This is a genomic window from Lysobacter sp. H21R4, from assembly GCF_015277535.1.
Classification (GTDB): domain Bacteria; phylum Pseudomonadota; class Gammaproteobacteria; order Xanthomonadales; family Xanthomonadaceae; genus Novilysobacter; species Novilysobacter ciconiae.
Genome location: NZ_CP063772.1, coordinates 956,917 through 971,406, shown reverse-complemented (window position 1 = coordinate 971,406; position 14,490 = coordinate 956,917). Strand labels below are relative to the sequence as shown.

The window sequence follows — 14,490 nt, the reverse complement described above, 5'->3', positions numbered from 1 at the left end:
TCCATCCCCCGGGCGTATCCCGAATGCGAGCAATGTCCGAGGACGACAGTAGTACTTCCACCCCCGCCTCCGCGCACGAGCTGCCGGACCGCAACGACAAGCGCCGGTCCTGGTTCGAGCGCATCAGTTCCGCGCTGTCCGGCGAGCCCACCTCGCGAGAGGATCTGGTCGAGCTGCTTCGCGACTGCCAGTCCGACGGACTGATCGAGGCCGACACCCTGACGATGATGGAGGGCGCGATTGCGATCTCCGACCTCAGCGTGGGCGATGTGATGATCCCGCGCTCGCAGATGGTGATGCTGCCGGCCGACATGCCCTTCCAGACGCTGGTCGAGCAGGTGGTTGAATCGGGCCATTCGCGCTTTCCCGTGCACGGCGAGGACAAAGACCAGATCATCGGCATCCTGCTGGCCAAGGACCTGCTGCAGGGCGTGGTCGCCGACAACGGCGTGCCCAGCCTGCACGCGCTGGTGCGGCCGGCGGTGCTGATCCCCGAGTCCAAGCGCCTGAACATCCTGCTGCGCGAGTTCCGCCAGTCGCGCAACCACATGGCCATCGTCATCGACGAGCACGGCGGCGTGGCGGGCCTGCTGACCATCGAGGACGTGCTGGAGCAGATTGTCGGCGACATCGACGACGAGCACGACGAAGCCGAGGATCCCGATGCGCTGATATCCGCCCAGGCCGACGGGCACTTCATCGTCGACGCGCTGGCGCCGATCGAGGATTTCAACGACCACTTCGGTGCCGATTTCGACGATGACGAATACGACACCATCGGCGGGCTGGTGATCGCCGCGATCGGCCACCTGCCCGAAGCGGGCGAGGAACTGATGCTGGGACGCTTCGTGTTCCGGGTCGCCAGCGCCGATGCGCGCCGGGTGCACACCTTCCACGTCAGCGTGCTCGGCGATGCCTGAGGCGGGCGCCCCGCCCTCGCGCTGGCCCGCACTCCTGGTGGCTCCCGCCCATCTCGTGCCGCGTCTGTTGCTGCTGGTGGCGCTGCTGCTGTGCGGGTTCACCGCCGCCGCGGCGCCGCGCATCGGCGTGGTGACGATGCAGCCCGGGGAGATCTTCTTCGAGCGCTTCGGCCACAACGCGATCCTGGTGGATGACCCGGCGAAAGGCACGGCGATTTCCTACAACTTCGGCTATTTCGACCCGACCGAGCCGGACTTCATCGCCCGCTTCATCCGCGGAGACATGCGCTACCAGCTGGTCGCGCTGCCGCTGGAGGACGACCTCGCCTACTACCGCGACGTGGGCCGCGGCGTCAGCCTGCAGTGGCTCAACCTGCCCCCGGCGGATGCTGCCGAGTTGGCAGCGGCCCTGGCCGAGAATGCTCGACCCGAGAACGCCCACTACCGGTACGACTACTTTCTCGACAACTGCTCGACCCGGGTCCGCGATGCGCTGGACCGGGCGCTCGACGGCGGGCTTGCACGGCAGATGGGCGGATCGCGCGGGGACACCTTCCGCAGCGAGGCGACCCGCCTGGCGTCGCCGGATTTGCCGATGTGGCTGGGCTTTGACCTCGGCCTTGGCCCGGCCGCCGACCAGCCATTATCGAACTGGGGCGATGCGTTCGTACCGATGCGCCTGGCCGCCTCGCTGCGCGACGCGCACGGCCCCGACGGCGCACCGCTGGTGGCCGAAGAACGGGAACTGCTGCCGCACCGGTTGGATCCGGAGCCGGCAGAGACCCCGCGGCGTTGGTGGCTGTGGCTGCTGGCCGGCGTGATCGTCGGGGGCGCGCTCGCATGGGCCGGGCGCTTGGCACCGCGCGCGGTTGCCGGCCTTGCCCTGCCGTTCTGGGCGCTCTCGGGCGTCATAGGCGCTTTGATGCTCTTCATATGGTTCGCCACCGCGCACCGCTTTGGATGGGCCAACTACAACCTCCTGCTGATGAGTCCGCTGGCATGGGCGCTGCTGCCGGGGGGCTGGCGCCTGACACGCGGGCGCGCACCCGGTCGCTGGTTCGACATACTGCTGCGGGCCATGCCGGTGCTGGCGACGATCGGTCTGTTCACGCACTGGCTGCAGTCGCTGCCCCAGCAGAACCTCCACTGGATCGTGCTGGTGCTCCCCCTCCACGTCGGGCTGATGCTTGGCCTGCGGACCCGTTGACCGGAAGGCCCTGCCGATGTCGGAAACCCCCGCTGCCGCGCCCTGCATCGCCCTGCCCCGCAGCGTGATGAGCTGCGCGGTCTACTCGGCCGACGGTGTCCGAACCGACATCGACCTGGACTCGATCAGCGATGCACTGGCGGTCGAGGATGGGAGCTTCGTCTGGGTTGGCCTGTACGAGCCCGACGGCCGCGTGCTGAACAAGCTGCAGGAGGAGTTCGGCCTGCACGACCTGGCGATCGAAGACGCCGGCAATGCGCACCAGCGACCCAAGATCGAGACCTACGGCAATTCCCTGTTCATTGCGCTGCACACCGCGCAGAACATCGAGGGGGCGATCAACTTCGGCGAGACCCATCTGTTCGTCGGCCCGCGCTACCTGATGACGGTCCGCCACGGGGCGTCCAGCAGTTACGGCGACGCCCGCGCCCGGATGGAGCGCGAGCCCGACCTGCTCAGGCACGGCCCCTCCGCCGCGCTGTATGTGGTGCTGGACATGGTCGTGGATCGCCTGCTGCCGATCGTGGACGAGTTCGGCAACGCGCTCAATGCGCTGGAGACCGACATCTTCGCCGATGAGTTCGACAAGAAGACGGTGCAGAAGCTCTACGACCTCAAGCGCGAACTGACCCGCCTGCGCTTGGCGGTGGCGCCGCTGCAGGACGTGTTGTCCCACCTCGCCCGCCCGCGCGCCGACCTGATCGACGAGGAGATGCGCCTGTATTTCCGCGACGTGCTGGACCACGCAGTCCGCATCAACGAGAACACCGACACCCTGCGCGAAATGCTGACCGCCGCGGTCAACGTCAACCTCGCGCTGGTCACGGTGCGCCAGGGCGAGGTGGTCAAGCGCATGGGTGCATGGGCGGCTTTGCTTGCCGTACCCACGCTGGTGACGGGCTGGTACGGCATGAACTTCGCGGTCATGCCGGAGCTGCACGGACGCTGGAGCTATCCCCTGCTCGCGGTGCTGGTCGCCGCAGGCGTGTTCTCCCTGTATCGCGCGTTCAAGCGCTCCGGCTGGCTGTAGTCCCTACGGCTGAACCGGGCGCGATCAGCAAGAACGACCAACCAGCCTGATCAGCCGGCCATGAATTGCAGGCCGATGCCGGTGATGTAGGCGAAGTACGTGCCCAGCGCATACCCGACCACTGCCAGCAAGACGCCAACCGGCGCCAGTGAAGGATGGAACGCGCTGGCCACCACCGGCGCCGAGGCCGCACCGCCGATATTGGCCTGCGAACCGACGGCCAGGAAGAACAGCGGCGCCCGGATCAGCTTGGCCACGCCGACCAGGAGCACGGCATGCACGGCGATCCACATCACCCCCAGCGCGAGCAGTGTCGGCCGGTCGGCGAGCGCCTTCAGGTCCATCTGCATGCCGATGGTCGCGATCAGGACGTACAGGAACACCGACCCGATCGTGGAGGCGCCCGCACCCTCCAGCTGGCGGGCGCGGGTGAAGCTGAGCAGCACGCCGAAAGTCGTAGCGAACACGACGATCCAGAAGAACCGCGAATCCAGGCTGTAGTCCTGAAGGCGCCATTCCAGCGGCAAGGAACGCACCCAGTCCACCAGCGGCGCGGCCAGGAAGTGCGACAGGCCGGTGATGCCCAGCGCGATCGCGAAGATCAGCATGAAGTCCGCCATGTTCGGAATGCGGGCGTGCTCGGCCTGGTAGCTGGCGATCTGCTGCTTCAGGCTTTCGATCGCGGAGGTATCGGCGTTGACCCAGCGGTCGAATGCGTCCGCGCGCGGGGCGAGGAACAGCAGGACCGCGAGCCAGAGGTTGGCCACGATCACATCGATTGCGATGAACTGGCCAAACAGGGTTGACTCGACCTCGAAGACCTCTTTCATCGCCGCCTGGTTGGCACCGCCGCCGATCCAGCTGCCGGCCACCGTCGTCATGCCGCGCCAGGTCTCCCCGGCGACGGTCTCCGGATGGATCAAACCCATCGCCCAGAACGAGACCCAGGCCCCTATGACGACACCGGCAGTGCCGGTGAGGAACATGATCACCGCCTTGGGCCCCAGCCGCAGGATCGCGCCGATGTCCATCGCCACGCAGAACAGCACCAGCGCGCTGGGCAACAGGTAATCGCGCGCCATCGGGTATAGGCCCGAAGCCGCGCCGTCGATGAGGCCGAAGCTGTTGTAGAGGGCCGGCACCAGGTAGCAGACCAGCAGCGCCGGCACGATGTTGTAGAACTTCTTCCAGAACCCGCTCGGACGCGAGGCGGTCCAGAACACCGCCCCCAACGTGACCGCAAGCAGCCCCAGGACGACGGCGTCGTCGGTGATCAGTGCGGTGCTTGCGTCAGGCATCGTGGAACTCCGGAGAAATTGCGGGCATCAAGAAACCCGGCCGCGACAACGGGCGCCGCGGCCGTCAGGCGTCGCGCTTATGGGGCCAGGTGCGCTTTCAGCCAGCCATTGACGGTGTCATGCCACTGCACCGAGTTGTGCGGCTTCAGCACCCAGTGGTTCTCGTCGGGGAAGTACAGGAATTTGGACTCGATCCCGCGCCGCTGCAGCGCGGTGAATGCACCAAGGCCCTGGCTGACCGGAATGCGGAAGTCCTGCTGTCCGTGCACGACCAGCATCGGCACCCGCCACTTGTCGACGTGGCGGCTGGGGTTGAACTTCTCATGGCTCGCGCCCTTGTCCCACGGGCTGCCGCCGTTTTCCCACTCGGTGAACCACAGCTCCTCGGTGACGAAGCCCATCATGCGGGTGTCGAACACGCCATCGTGGTTGACCAGGCACTTCCAGGCGCCCGACGCGGGCGTGTGCCAGTTGCCGGCGATCCAGTTGACCATGTAGCCGCCGTAGCTGGCGCCCAGTGCACAGGCATTGGCACCGTCCAGAAACGGGTATTTCTGCTGCGCCGCCTTCCAGCCCTTCTGCAGGTCTTCCAGCGGCCGGTCACCCCAGTGCTGGCTGATCGCGTCGGTGAAGGCCTGGCCGTAGCCGGTGGATCCGTGGAAGTCAATCATGACGACCGCGTAGCCCTGCCCAGCGTACGTTTGCGGGTTCCAGCGCGTGCTCCAGCTGTTGCCGAAACTGCCCTGCGGCCCGCCGTGGATCAGGAACGCGACCGGGTACTGCTTGCCCTCCTGGTAGTTCCACGGCTTGAGCACGTACCCGTGGACCGTTTCGCGGTTCCAGCCGGGAAAGCTGAACTGCTCGAAGTCGCCGAATTTCACCCACGGCAGCATCTCGCCGGCATCCGGGGTGATCGCCCGCTCGAAGCTGCCGTCGGTGCTGCCGGTGAAGACCTGGTTGCCGCTGGTCAGGCTGTTGCGGGTGAAGGCCAGGGTGTCGCCGGCGACCTGGACCGACCCGATGCTGCCGTCGGCTGCGATGCGGGTCACGTTCCCATCGGCGACGTCCAGCGCAAACAGCGGATGCTCGCCCACGTCCTGAGCAGTGACATACAGCGTGCCGCCATCGGCCGACACCGCGATGCTGTCGGCGGACCGGTCCCACTTGGGCGCGATCTCGCGGCGCTGCCCGATCGCCATGTCCAGCGCCATCACCGCGTAGCGGTCCGCCTCGAAGCCGGGACGCTTCATCGCGCGGTAGAACAGCTTGCTGCCGTCGGCGTTGAATACCGGGCCCGAGTCGGTGGCCGGGTTGTCGGCGGTCAGGTTACGTGCCGCGCCGCTGCCGTCGGCGCTGACCTGGTAAAGGTCGAAGTTGGTGGACCACGGCTCGGTGCGATCGGCCTTGCGCACGCTCAGCACCAGCGACTTGCCATCCGGCGCCCAGGTGTAATCGCCACTGTCGCCGAACGGCCGGGAGGGCACATTGCCGATGACGTCGCCGGCGATCGCGGTGGCCGTGGTGACGGTCCCGCGACCGGTCGGAAGATCGGCGACGAAAACGCGGTTCAGGCGCCCATCGCTCCAGGTGTCCCAATGACGCACGAACATGCGGTCATAGACGGTGCCGGTCTCCGGGCTCGCCTCGCGCTCGTCGACGCGCTTCCTGGTGCAGGCCAGGTCGCTGCCGCAATCAACGAACGCCTCGACGCTGAAGGCGACGCGCCGGCCATCGGGAGAGATCTGGAAGCTCCCCACGTCGAGCGGCACGTTGCTGAGCTGTCGCGGCTTGCCACCCTCGGCGCCGATCGCATACAGCTGCGAGGTGCCGGACTTGGAGCTGAGGAAGTACACGCTCTTGCCGTCGGGCGCGAACACCGGGGAGTTGACGTTCCAGCCCTCCGGCGTCAGGCGTGACGGCGGCCGCAGGTCGCGGGTCAACAGGTTGCGTACCCACAGGGACGTGGACGCCTTGTTTGCGTCGTAGTCGGTGACGCTTCGCGCGAACACCACCCGGCTGCCATCGGGCGAGAGGATGGGCGAGGAAAACCGGTCAAGCGTCGCCAGGTCGCGGGGCTGCAGGCCACGATCGGCCACGTCGGCGGCAAACGCAGCGCCTGGCAATACCAGTGCCAGCAACAGCGGCAGGGCGGCGGGGACAATACGCATGGACAACTCCTGTTGTGTTCTGAAACGCCGCGACCCTCGGCGGCGACGCGTGAGGCGCGAGCAGTCAGCTGGTGGAGACGGGGGCGCGGACGCCGGTGCGGTAGAGGTACCAGCCTACGAACGCCAGCACGAGCAGGCCGATCCATTGCGCGGCCGGAACCTGGACGGCAAGCGCAAGCACGTCGGCGCGCGCCGACACCACGATCGGCACGGCGATCGCGATGCCCATCAAGGCCTCGCCGGTGATCAGCCCCGCGGCAAACAGCACACCGGGCCGGTGCACGCGGTCGCGGCCGTCATGATCGTCCGGGTCGACCTTGTGGAAACGTTCCACCGCGTAGGACAGCAGGCCGCCGAGGAAGATCGGCACCATCAGCTCCAGCGGCAGATAAATGCCGATCGCGGCGGCCAGCACCGGCACGCGGAAGCGCGCACCGCGGGCCTTCAGCCATTCGTCGACGGCAATGATTGCCGCGCCCACGGCCACGCCAAGGCCGATCATCGTCCACGGCAGGTCGCCGCCGAACATGCCCCGGGCGACGGACGCCATCAGGTTGGCCTGCGGGGCTGCCAGCGCGTTGGGGTGTTCCAGCGTCGGCTCGCCGATCCCATAAGCCGTGGCCAGCAGGTTGAGCACCGGCGCCATGATCAGGGCGCACGAGAACGCGCCGATGCCCAGCATCAGCTGCTGTTTCCACGGCGTCGCACCCACGATGTAACCGGCTTTCAGGTCCTGCAGGTTGTCCCCGCCCACCGCCGCGGCGCAGCACACCACCGCACCGATCATGATCGCCGCCACCGCACCCAGGGGCGCGCCGCCCACGCCGACCGGTGCAAGCCCGCTCTCGCCCAGCAGCAACACCAGCACCGCCGAGGCAAACAGGATAGTGGAGATGGTGATGCCCGACACCGGATTGTTGGACGAACCGATCAGCCCGGCCAGGTACGCGGACACCGACACGAACAGGAAGCCGGCGACGATCATGATGATTGTCATCGGGATACTCACCAGCCACTGGCCGACGATCATCTGGTACAGCGCCAGCAGCGGCAGCGTGAACAGCACCAGCGCGATCAGCATCCACTTCATCGGCAGGTCGCGCTCGGTTTCCGCCAGCGCCGGTCCGGTGCTCTTGCGGGCTGCGGCGAACCCGCTCTTGACGCCGTTGAGCAGCGATTTGCGCAGCGAAAACAGCGTCCAGATACCACCGATCAGCATCGCACCGACCCCCAGGTAGCGGATCTTGGCACCCCAGATCGCGAACGCCGCGTCGGCCGAGGATGCGTTGGTCAGCGACGCCGCCAGCGCCGGGTCGGTGTTCATGAAGAACGCCTGGTACAGCGGGATCGCGATGTGCCAGGAGAGAACCGCGCCCGACAGCACGACGATGCCGACGTTCAGACCGACGATGTAGCCCACGCCCAGCAGCGCCGGCGAGAGGTTGGTGCCGATGAAAGCGGTGATCTTGGAGCTGCCCAGATAGGTGGACTGGGTCCAGGTGTCGGGAATCAAGCGCAGGCCACTGGTCGCGGAGAGCTTTACCAGCGCGCCGATGGCTCCGGAGATTGCAAGGATCCGCATGCCCGGGCCCGGGTTGTCACCGGCCTTGAGCACCTCCGCGGCCGCCTTGCCCTCGGGGAATGGCAGCGGATCCTCGACGATCATCGAGCGCCGCAGCGGTACCGAGAACAGGACGCCCAGCAGGCCACCCAAGCCGGCGATTCCCAGCACCCACCAGTACTTGAAGTCCGGCCAGTAGCCCATGATCACCAGCGCCGGGATGGTGAAGATCACGCCCGCGGCGATCGAGGAGCCCGCCGAGGCGCCGGTCTGGACGATGTTGTTTTCCAGGATGGTGCCGCCGCCGAGCAGGCGCAGCACACCCATCGAGACCACGGCCGCGGGGATTGCGGTGGCGATGGTCAGGCCGGCGAACAGCCCGAGGTAGGCGTTGGCGGCCGCCAGGATCACCGCCAGGACGATCGCCAGCACGACGGCACGAACGGTCAGCTGCGCCTGGGCAGGTACAGGTGCGGGTGTACTCATCAACGGCTCCGGGAAGAGGGCGTGGCCCGTGGAAAACGCAACCGTTCGAGGATAGCGTGAAAATCCGATCGGTCACGCGGGCGGATGGTCACGGTTCGCAACCACGCCACAATGACCCGCCCGTCGCCGCGGCGCTCGCTCCCGCTTGTCAGCCGGTTTTGGCAGGCGCACCACCGATGTGGCGCGACAGGAAGTCGAGCAAGCGGGTGTAGTACTCACGGCGATTGGCTTCCAGGTAGAAGCCGTGGCCCTCGTTCTTGTAATACAGCGTCTCGACCGGAACCCCATTGCTGCGCAGGGCCCGCTCCATCATCTTGCTGTGCTCGATCGGGGTGCGCTGGTCTTCGCCACCTGCCGCCAGGAACACCGGCACCTTGATCCGGTCAGCCATGTTGCTCGGCGAAACGGCGGCAAGCTCGCTGCGTTCGCCAATCCACTCGCGCAGGTAGGTCTCGCCCGAACCGTGTCCCTGGATATCGCCGTGGGTGTGCATGGTCGGCAGATCGTAGACCCCCGCGTAGCCGACCGCGCAGCGGTAGAGGTCCGGCTCCTTGGCGACCCCCATCAATGACGCGTAGGCACCGTAGCTGCCGCCATAGATGCAGATGCGTCCGGCGTCGGCGAAGCCCTGCTTGATCGCCCAGCGGGTAGCGTCGGTCAGGTCGTCCTGCATCGCCAGGCCCCACTGGCGCTGCCCGGCGTTGATGAAGGGCTTGCCGTAGCCACCCGAACCCCGGAAGTTCAGCTGCAGGACCGCGTAACCCGCCTCGGCCAGCAGTTGCGGATCGTTTTCGAAGCCCCAGGTGTCCTGGATCTCGAACGGTCCGCCATGGGGGTGAACGACCATCGGGAGGCTTTTTGCCGCCACACCCTTCGGAAGCGTGAGGTAACCGTGCAGCGTCAGGCCGTCGCGCGCCTTCAGGGTGATCGGGCGACGCTCGGCCATCTCGCGCGGATCGAACCACTCGCGCTGGCTCAGCAGGTGATCGGCTTTCTTGGTCTCGCGATTGAACAGGTAATAGTCGCCCGGGCTGCGGTCACTCCAGGTCTTGACCAGGGTGAGGTTGCCATCGGCGGTCTGCGAGGTGATGCGCACCGCATCGCCTGCAAACGCCGCCTCCAGGCTGCGATACAGGCGTGCGTCTTCGGACTGCTCGTCGAAGAATGCCGTGCGGGGCTTGCCGTCGTGCAGCAGTACGCCGACCGGAGCAGCGCCACCCACGCTTTGCAGGACCATCGCAGGATCGACGTCGTTGTCGCGCAATGCACGCTTGGTCTTGCCAGTAGCGGGATCAAAAGCCAGCACTTCGTCGGGGCCGTCCAGCGTGGTGCTGCCGATGTAGGCGACGCTGTCGTCGGCTGCAAACCCCAGCGGATACCACACCAGGTTGCTCGCGCTTTCGTCGTTGATCAGCTGCCAGTCGGAACCGTTCCCATCGCGGTAGTAAACCCGCTGGCGCCGGTCCGTGCCGGCGCCGGCGGCGAAACGGACGACACCGTGGTTGTCGGTGATGAAGCTCGCATTGCGCACTGGCGCTTTGGCCACCTGCACCCTGCGGCCGGTGTAGACGTCCATCGACTCGGCCCGCGTATACGGATCAGCCGAGAACGGCATCACCGAAATGATCACGCGCTTGTCGTCGCTCAGCAGGGGGTCGACCAGGTAAGCCGCCACCCGCTCGACCTTGCGCGGCTGGATGCGTGTCCCTGCGCCCTCCCCCATCATCCGCTGGCCGATGAGGAATTGCGGCTTGCCGCCATCGGCGTTGACGGCCACGAGTTCGCCGGTGGATTGCGGTGCCTCCAGCGCTCCGAGTTTTTCGGCGATGCCGATGAGAACCCGCTCGTCGTTGACCCAGTGGAAATCACTGATGTGGGTGTTCTTGCCCTGCGAGAACGCACCGGTGATCTGTTTGTCGGCCCGGCTCATGATGACCAGACCCGTGCGCTGCCCATTGTCCAGCGGCACCGTTGCGGCGAGGTAATCGCCCTTGGGCGAGATCTTGATCGACTCGAACAGGTCGGCGCGGACGTAGCGATCCACATCGACTGCGGCAGGCGCGTTGGCGGGTGGCGGAGGTGTCCCCGTTGACTCGGCGCGGACGGCGGCGGGTGACAGTGTCAGTGCCGCGAATAGCGCGGCGGTCAGTGAAGCCAGGGCAATGCGGTTCAAGTCCAACTCCTGTTCGGAAATAAAAACGTGCGGGAAAGTGGCGCGCACCGAAATCCGCCGATCAGCACGCTCGCGCATGCGGACGCAGCAGCCCTACGGCCATCCGAGATAAAAAGTTCCATCCCCCGATGGTTGCTCCCCGCGGCGAAGCGTACTGCACCGAAGCGATTGAGCGCCAGATTTCGGGCATGTCAGCCGTGCCCGCGGCTTGTGAGGCTCAGCGCGCCCGGCCGGGCGCCGCCTGGAGCGTCTCGACCAGCGCGCTGCGCCAGTCCGGAAGTTCGAGCTCGAATTGCGCTGCCAGGCGCGCGGTGTCGAGCACGGAATAGGCCGGCCGGGCGGCGCGCGTGGGAAACTCCGCCGTGCTGATCGGCAGCACACGCGGTTTGCGCGTCAACAGACCGACCTCAGCGGCTTCCTCCATGATCGCCTCGGCAAATCCATGCCAACTGGTCTGACCGGTGCTCACGAGGTGGAACATGCCTGAAGTGTCCTTGCCCCGCCGCAGCATGGCTGCGGTAACGTCGGCGATCAGCCATGCGGGAGTCGGTGAGCCGACCTGGTCGGCCACCACGCGCAATTCGTCCCGTTCGCTGGCAAGACGCAACATGGTGCGCAGGAAATTGCCGCCGTGCAGACCGTAAACCCACGCGGTGCGAAGGATCAAATGCTTCGCGCCGCTGCGCTCGATCGCCTGCTCGCCTGCAAGCTTGCTCGCGCCGTAGACGCCTAGCGGAGCGGTCGGGTCGTCCTCCCGATAGGGCCGGCGCCCCTGGCCATCGAAGACATAGTCGGTGGAGTAGTGCACCAGCCTTGCGCCCATGCGCGCGCAGGCCTCCGCGATGCGGGCCGGCGACTCGGCGTTGACGCGATGGGCCAGCTCCGGCTCGTCCTCGGCGCGATCAACCGCGGTGTACGCCGCGGCGTTGACGACCACGTCGGGCGCAATACGCTCAATCAGTGCCCCGACGGTGTCCGGCTGGCCGAGGTCCAGCGCCTCGCACAGACCGCCGTCGGACAACCGGCCATCGCGGCTGGTAACGACCACCTCACCCAGCGGCGGCAATGCGCGCCTGAGCTCATGACCGACCTGGCCATTGCCCCCGATCAGCAGCAGGCGCACGGCAATCAGTCCGCGAAAACCGGCAAGCGGTCGTCGGCGACGTCTTCCAGCAGCGGCGCACCGGCGTCCTTTGGCGACAGGACCGGCGAGGCGAGCGGCCAATCGATTGCCAGCCGTGGGTCGTCCCAGCGCAGGCTTGCATCCGCGTCGGGATCGTAGGTGGCAGTGCAAAGATAGGTGAATACCGCCTGCTCGCTCAGGGTCACGAACCCGTGGGCGAAGCCTTCGGGGATCCAGAAGTGACGCTTGTTGTCGCCGCTCAGGACGACCGCTGTCCAACGACCGAAGTGGGGTGAGCCGCGGCGGATGTCAACGGCGACGTCCCAGACCTCGCCCTCCACCACCGACACGTACTTGCCCTGCGGATTCGGCCATTGGTAGTGGAGTCCGCGCAGCACGTTCCTGCGCGATGAGGATGTGTTGCCCTGCACGAAGGACGGCTGCAACCCATGCTCGCGCAGCTTGCCGTGGTTGAAGGTTTCGAAGAAGGTCCCGCGATCGTCGCTGAACACCCGCGGCTCAAACACCACGCACCCCGGAAGGTCGGTCTGAATCACCTTCATTCCACGTACCCGCGATCAATCAGCGACAGGAGGTATTCGCCATAGCCGTTCTTCACCAACGGCTGGGCGAGCGCGCGCAGCTGGTCGTTGTCGATCCAGCCGTTGTGGAGGGAGATCTCCTCGGGACAGCAGACCCGCAGGCCCTGCCTGGCCTCGATGGTTTCCACGTAATTCGACGCCTCCAGCAGGGACTGGTGGGTGCCGGTGTCCAGCCAGGCATAGCCACGGCCCAGACGCTCCATGTGCAACGCATCCTCATCAAGATAGCGCTTGTTGAGGTCGGTGATTTCGAGTTCACCGCGCGCCGAGGGCTTTATCTGCGCGGCGTAATCGCTGGCGCGACCGTCGTAGAAATACAGGCCGGTAACGGCATAGTTCGAGCGCGGCTGCTCGGGCTTTTCCTCCAGACCGACGACCTTGCCGTCGGCATCGAACTCGGCAATCCCGTAGCGCTCCGGATCGCGGACCCAATAGCCGAACACCGTGGCGCCGTGCGGGCGCGCGTCGGCGCGCTTCAACATCGCGGTGAGGCCCGGACCGTGGAAGATGTTGTCGCCCAGCACCAGGCAGCTGGGCTGGCCGGCCAGGAAGTCGCGCCCGATCAGGAACGCCTGCGCGAGCCCATCAGGGCTGGGTTGTACCGCGTATTCGATCTTCATCCCCCATTGCGAACCGTCGCCGAGCAGGTTCCGGAAGAGGGGCTGCTCGTGGGGTGTGTTGATGATCAACACCTCGCGTATCCCGGCCAGCATCAACACGCTGAGCGGGTAGTAGATCATCGGCTTGTCGAAGATCGGCAGCAGCTGCTTGCTGATCGCCTGGGTGACCGGATACAGGCGCGTGCCCGAGCCGCCGGCGAGGATGATGCCCTTGCGTCCGGATGTCGCCATCATGCGACACCACCGATGCGCTCGAGCCGGTAGCTGCCGTCCATCACCCGTTGCACCCAGGGCGCATTTTCCAGATACCAGTCGATGGTCCGGGCAATGCCTTCATCGAAGGTCACCGCCGGTTCCCAGCCCAGCTGACCGTGCAGTTTGCTGGCATCGATCGCGTAGCGGCGGTCGTGCCCGGGGCGGTCCTGGACGTAGGTGATCAGCGATTCGCGCTTGCGACCGTCGGCCAGCGGTCGTCGCTGGTCGAGCAGCCGGCAGATTGTCTGCACCACCACGATGTTGGTGCGCTCCGCCTCACCCCCGACGTTGTAGACCTCCCCCACCCGACCTGCCTCCAATACACGCCGGATCGCCGCGCAGTGGTCGGACACGAACAGCCAGTCGCGCACGTTGAGCCCGTCGCCGTAGATCGGCAGCGGCTCGCCGGCCAGCGCCTTGGCGATGATCAGCGGGATGAGCTTTTCCGGGAACTGGTAAGGACCGTAGTTGTTGGAGCAGTTGGTGGTGAGCACCGGCAGGCCATAGGTATGGTGAAACGCCCGTACCAGATGGTCGGAGGCGGCCTTGGACGCGGAGTACGGCGAGTTGGGCGCATACGGCGTGGTTTCGGTGAACTTCCCGGTATCGCCCAGGGTGCCGTAGACCTCATCGGTGGAGACGTGCAGGAAGCGGAAATCCGCCGCGCGCGCGCCGTCCAGCGACTTCCAGTAGTCGCGGACCTGCTCCAGCAGGCTGAGCGTGCCCACCACGTTGGTCTGGACGAACTCGGCGGGGCCATCGATGGAGCGATCTACATGGCTTTCGGCGGCGAAATTGATCACCGCGTCGGGCTGGTGCTCGCGCAGCAGGCGGGCCACCAGAGTGGCGTCGCCGATGTCGCCGTGCACGAACACGTGGGACGTATCGCCATCCAGTGACGACAACGTGTCCAGATTGCCTGCATAGGTCAGGGCGTCCAGATTGACGACCTTGATGCCGCGACCGACTGCATCGAGGACGAAATTCCCACCAATAAAACCGGCTCCGCCCGTCACCAACCACGTCGGCATGCAACGCTCCAAAAAA

Annotated in this window: 11 protein-coding genes; 3 read left to right on the top strand and 8 right to left on the bottom strand. The window is 66.4% G+C overall.

What is annotated here, in order from left to right:
- Positions 1-32 precede the first annotated feature (32 nt).
- Genes INQ40_RS04440 through corA form a run of 3 tightly spaced genes read left to right on the top strand, consistent with a single transcriptional unit; the run spans position 33 to position 3,157 of the window.
- On the top strand, positions 33-920 hold the full coding sequence (locus INQ40_RS04440) for a transporter associated domain-containing protein (RefSeq protein WP_194342003.1): 888 nt from the start codon (positions 33-35) through the stop codon (positions 918-920).
- Positions 913-2,127, top strand: a complete 1,215-nt coding sequence (locus INQ40_RS04435; RefSeq protein WP_194342002.1) for a DUF4105 domain-containing protein — start codon at positions 913-915, stop codon at positions 2,125-2,127. Before INQ40_RS04440 ends, INQ40_RS04435 begins: the two co-directional genes overlap by 8 nt.
- Positions 2,128-2,143: 16 nt before the next feature.
- Complete coding sequence (gene corA, locus INQ40_RS04430) at positions 2,144-3,157, top strand: magnesium/cobalt transporter CorA (RefSeq protein ID WP_194342001.1); 1,014 nt, start codon at positions 2,144-2,146, stop codon at positions 3,155-3,157.
- Positions 3,158-3,207: 50 nt separating this feature from the next.
- On the opposite strand, the gene INQ40_RS04425 is transcribed toward corA, so the two are convergent.
- From INQ40_RS04425 to rfbB, 8 genes are all read right to left on the bottom strand, one after another.
- A complete protein-coding gene (locus INQ40_RS04425) occupies positions 3,208-4,455 on the bottom strand; it encodes a DUF819 family protein (protein ID WP_194342000.1) in 1,248 nt (415 codons plus the stop codon).
- A 77-nt stretch (positions 4,456-4,532) separates the two neighbouring features.
- Positions 4,533-6,623 (bottom strand): S9 family peptidase, encoded by a 2,091-nt coding sequence (locus INQ40_RS04420; RefSeq protein WP_194341999.1) that lies wholly within the window; start codon positions 6,621-6,623, stop codon positions 4,533-4,535.
- Between the two features lie 64 nt (positions 6,624-6,687).
- Positions 6,688-8,670 carry an oligopeptide transporter, OPT family gene (locus tag INQ40_RS04415; RefSeq protein WP_193986565.1) on the bottom strand — a complete coding sequence of 661 codons (1,983 nt, stop codon included), beginning with the start codon at positions 8,668-8,670 and terminating at the stop codon, positions 6,688-6,690.
- A gap of 148 nt (positions 8,671-8,818) precedes the next feature.
- Positions 8,819-10,600, bottom strand: a complete 1,782-nt coding sequence (locus INQ40_RS04410) for a S9 family peptidase (RefSeq protein WP_228482176.1) — start codon at positions 10,598-10,600, stop codon at positions 8,819-8,821.
- 460 nt (positions 10,601-11,060) lie between these two features.
- The gene (gene rfbD / locus INQ40_RS04405; RefSeq protein ID WP_228482116.1) at positions 11,061-11,966 is read right to left on the bottom strand and encodes a dTDP-4-dehydrorhamnose reductase; all 906 of its coding nucleotides are present in this window, start codon (positions 11,964-11,966) and stop codon (positions 11,061-11,063) included.
- 5 nt (positions 11,967-11,971) lie between these two features.
- The gene (rfbC, locus tag INQ40_RS04400; RefSeq protein WP_194341997.1) at positions 11,972-12,529 is read right to left on the bottom strand and encodes a dTDP-4-dehydrorhamnose 3,5-epimerase; all 558 of its coding nucleotides are present in this window, start codon (positions 12,527-12,529) and stop codon (positions 11,972-11,974) included.
- A complete protein-coding gene (gene rfbA / locus INQ40_RS04395; RefSeq protein WP_228482115.1) occupies positions 12,526-13,422 on the bottom strand; it encodes a glucose-1-phosphate thymidylyltransferase RfbA in 897 nt (298 codons plus the stop codon). Before rfbA ends, rfbC begins: the two co-directional genes overlap by 4 nt.
- On the bottom strand, positions 13,419-14,474 hold the full coding sequence (gene rfbB, locus INQ40_RS04390) for a dTDP-glucose 4,6-dehydratase (protein ID WP_194341996.1): 1,056 nt from the start codon (positions 14,472-14,474) through the stop codon (positions 13,419-13,421). Before rfbB ends, rfbA begins: the two co-directional genes overlap by 4 nt.
- Between the last annotated feature and the right edge of the window lie 16 nt (positions 14,475-14,490).

Bases quoted from the DNA above. Each gene is read 5' to 3' on its own strand.
- INQ40_RS04440 (WP_194342003.1), top strand. From the start codon at position 33: ATGTCCGAGGACGACAGTAGTACTTCCACCCCCGCCTCCGCGCACGAG.
- INQ40_RS04435 (WP_194342002.1), top strand. From the start codon at position 913: ATGCCTGAGGCGGGCGCCCCGCCCTCGCGCTGGCCCGCACTCCTGGTG.
- corA (WP_194342001.1), top strand. From the start codon at position 2,144: ATGTCGGAAACCCCCGCTGCCGCGCCCTGCATCGCCCTGCCCCGCAGC.
- INQ40_RS04425 (WP_194342000.1), bottom strand. From the start codon at position 4,455: ATGCCTGACGCAAGCACCGCACTGATCACCGACGACGCCGTCGTCCTG.
- INQ40_RS04420 (WP_194341999.1), bottom strand. From the start codon at position 6,623: ATGCGTATTGTCCCCGCCGCCCTGCCGCTGTTGCTGGCACTGGTATTG.
- INQ40_RS04415 (WP_193986565.1), bottom strand. From the start codon at position 8,670: ATGAGTACACCCGCACCTGTACCTGCCCAGGCGCAGCTGACCGTTCGT.
- INQ40_RS04410 (WP_228482176.1), bottom strand. From the start codon at position 10,600: ATGAGCCGGGCCGACAAACAGATCACCGGTGCGTTCTCGCAGGGCAAG.
- rfbC (WP_194341997.1), bottom strand. From the start codon at position 12,529: ATGAAGGTGATTCAGACCGACCTTCCGGGGTGCGTGGTGTTTGAGCCG.
- rfbA (WP_228482115.1), bottom strand. From the start codon at position 13,422: ATGATGGCGACATCCGGACGCAAGGGCATCATCCTCGCCGGCGGCTCG.
- rfbB (WP_194341996.1), bottom strand. From the start codon at position 14,474: ATGCCGACGTGGTTGGTGACGGGCGGAGCCGGTTTTATTGGTGGGAAT.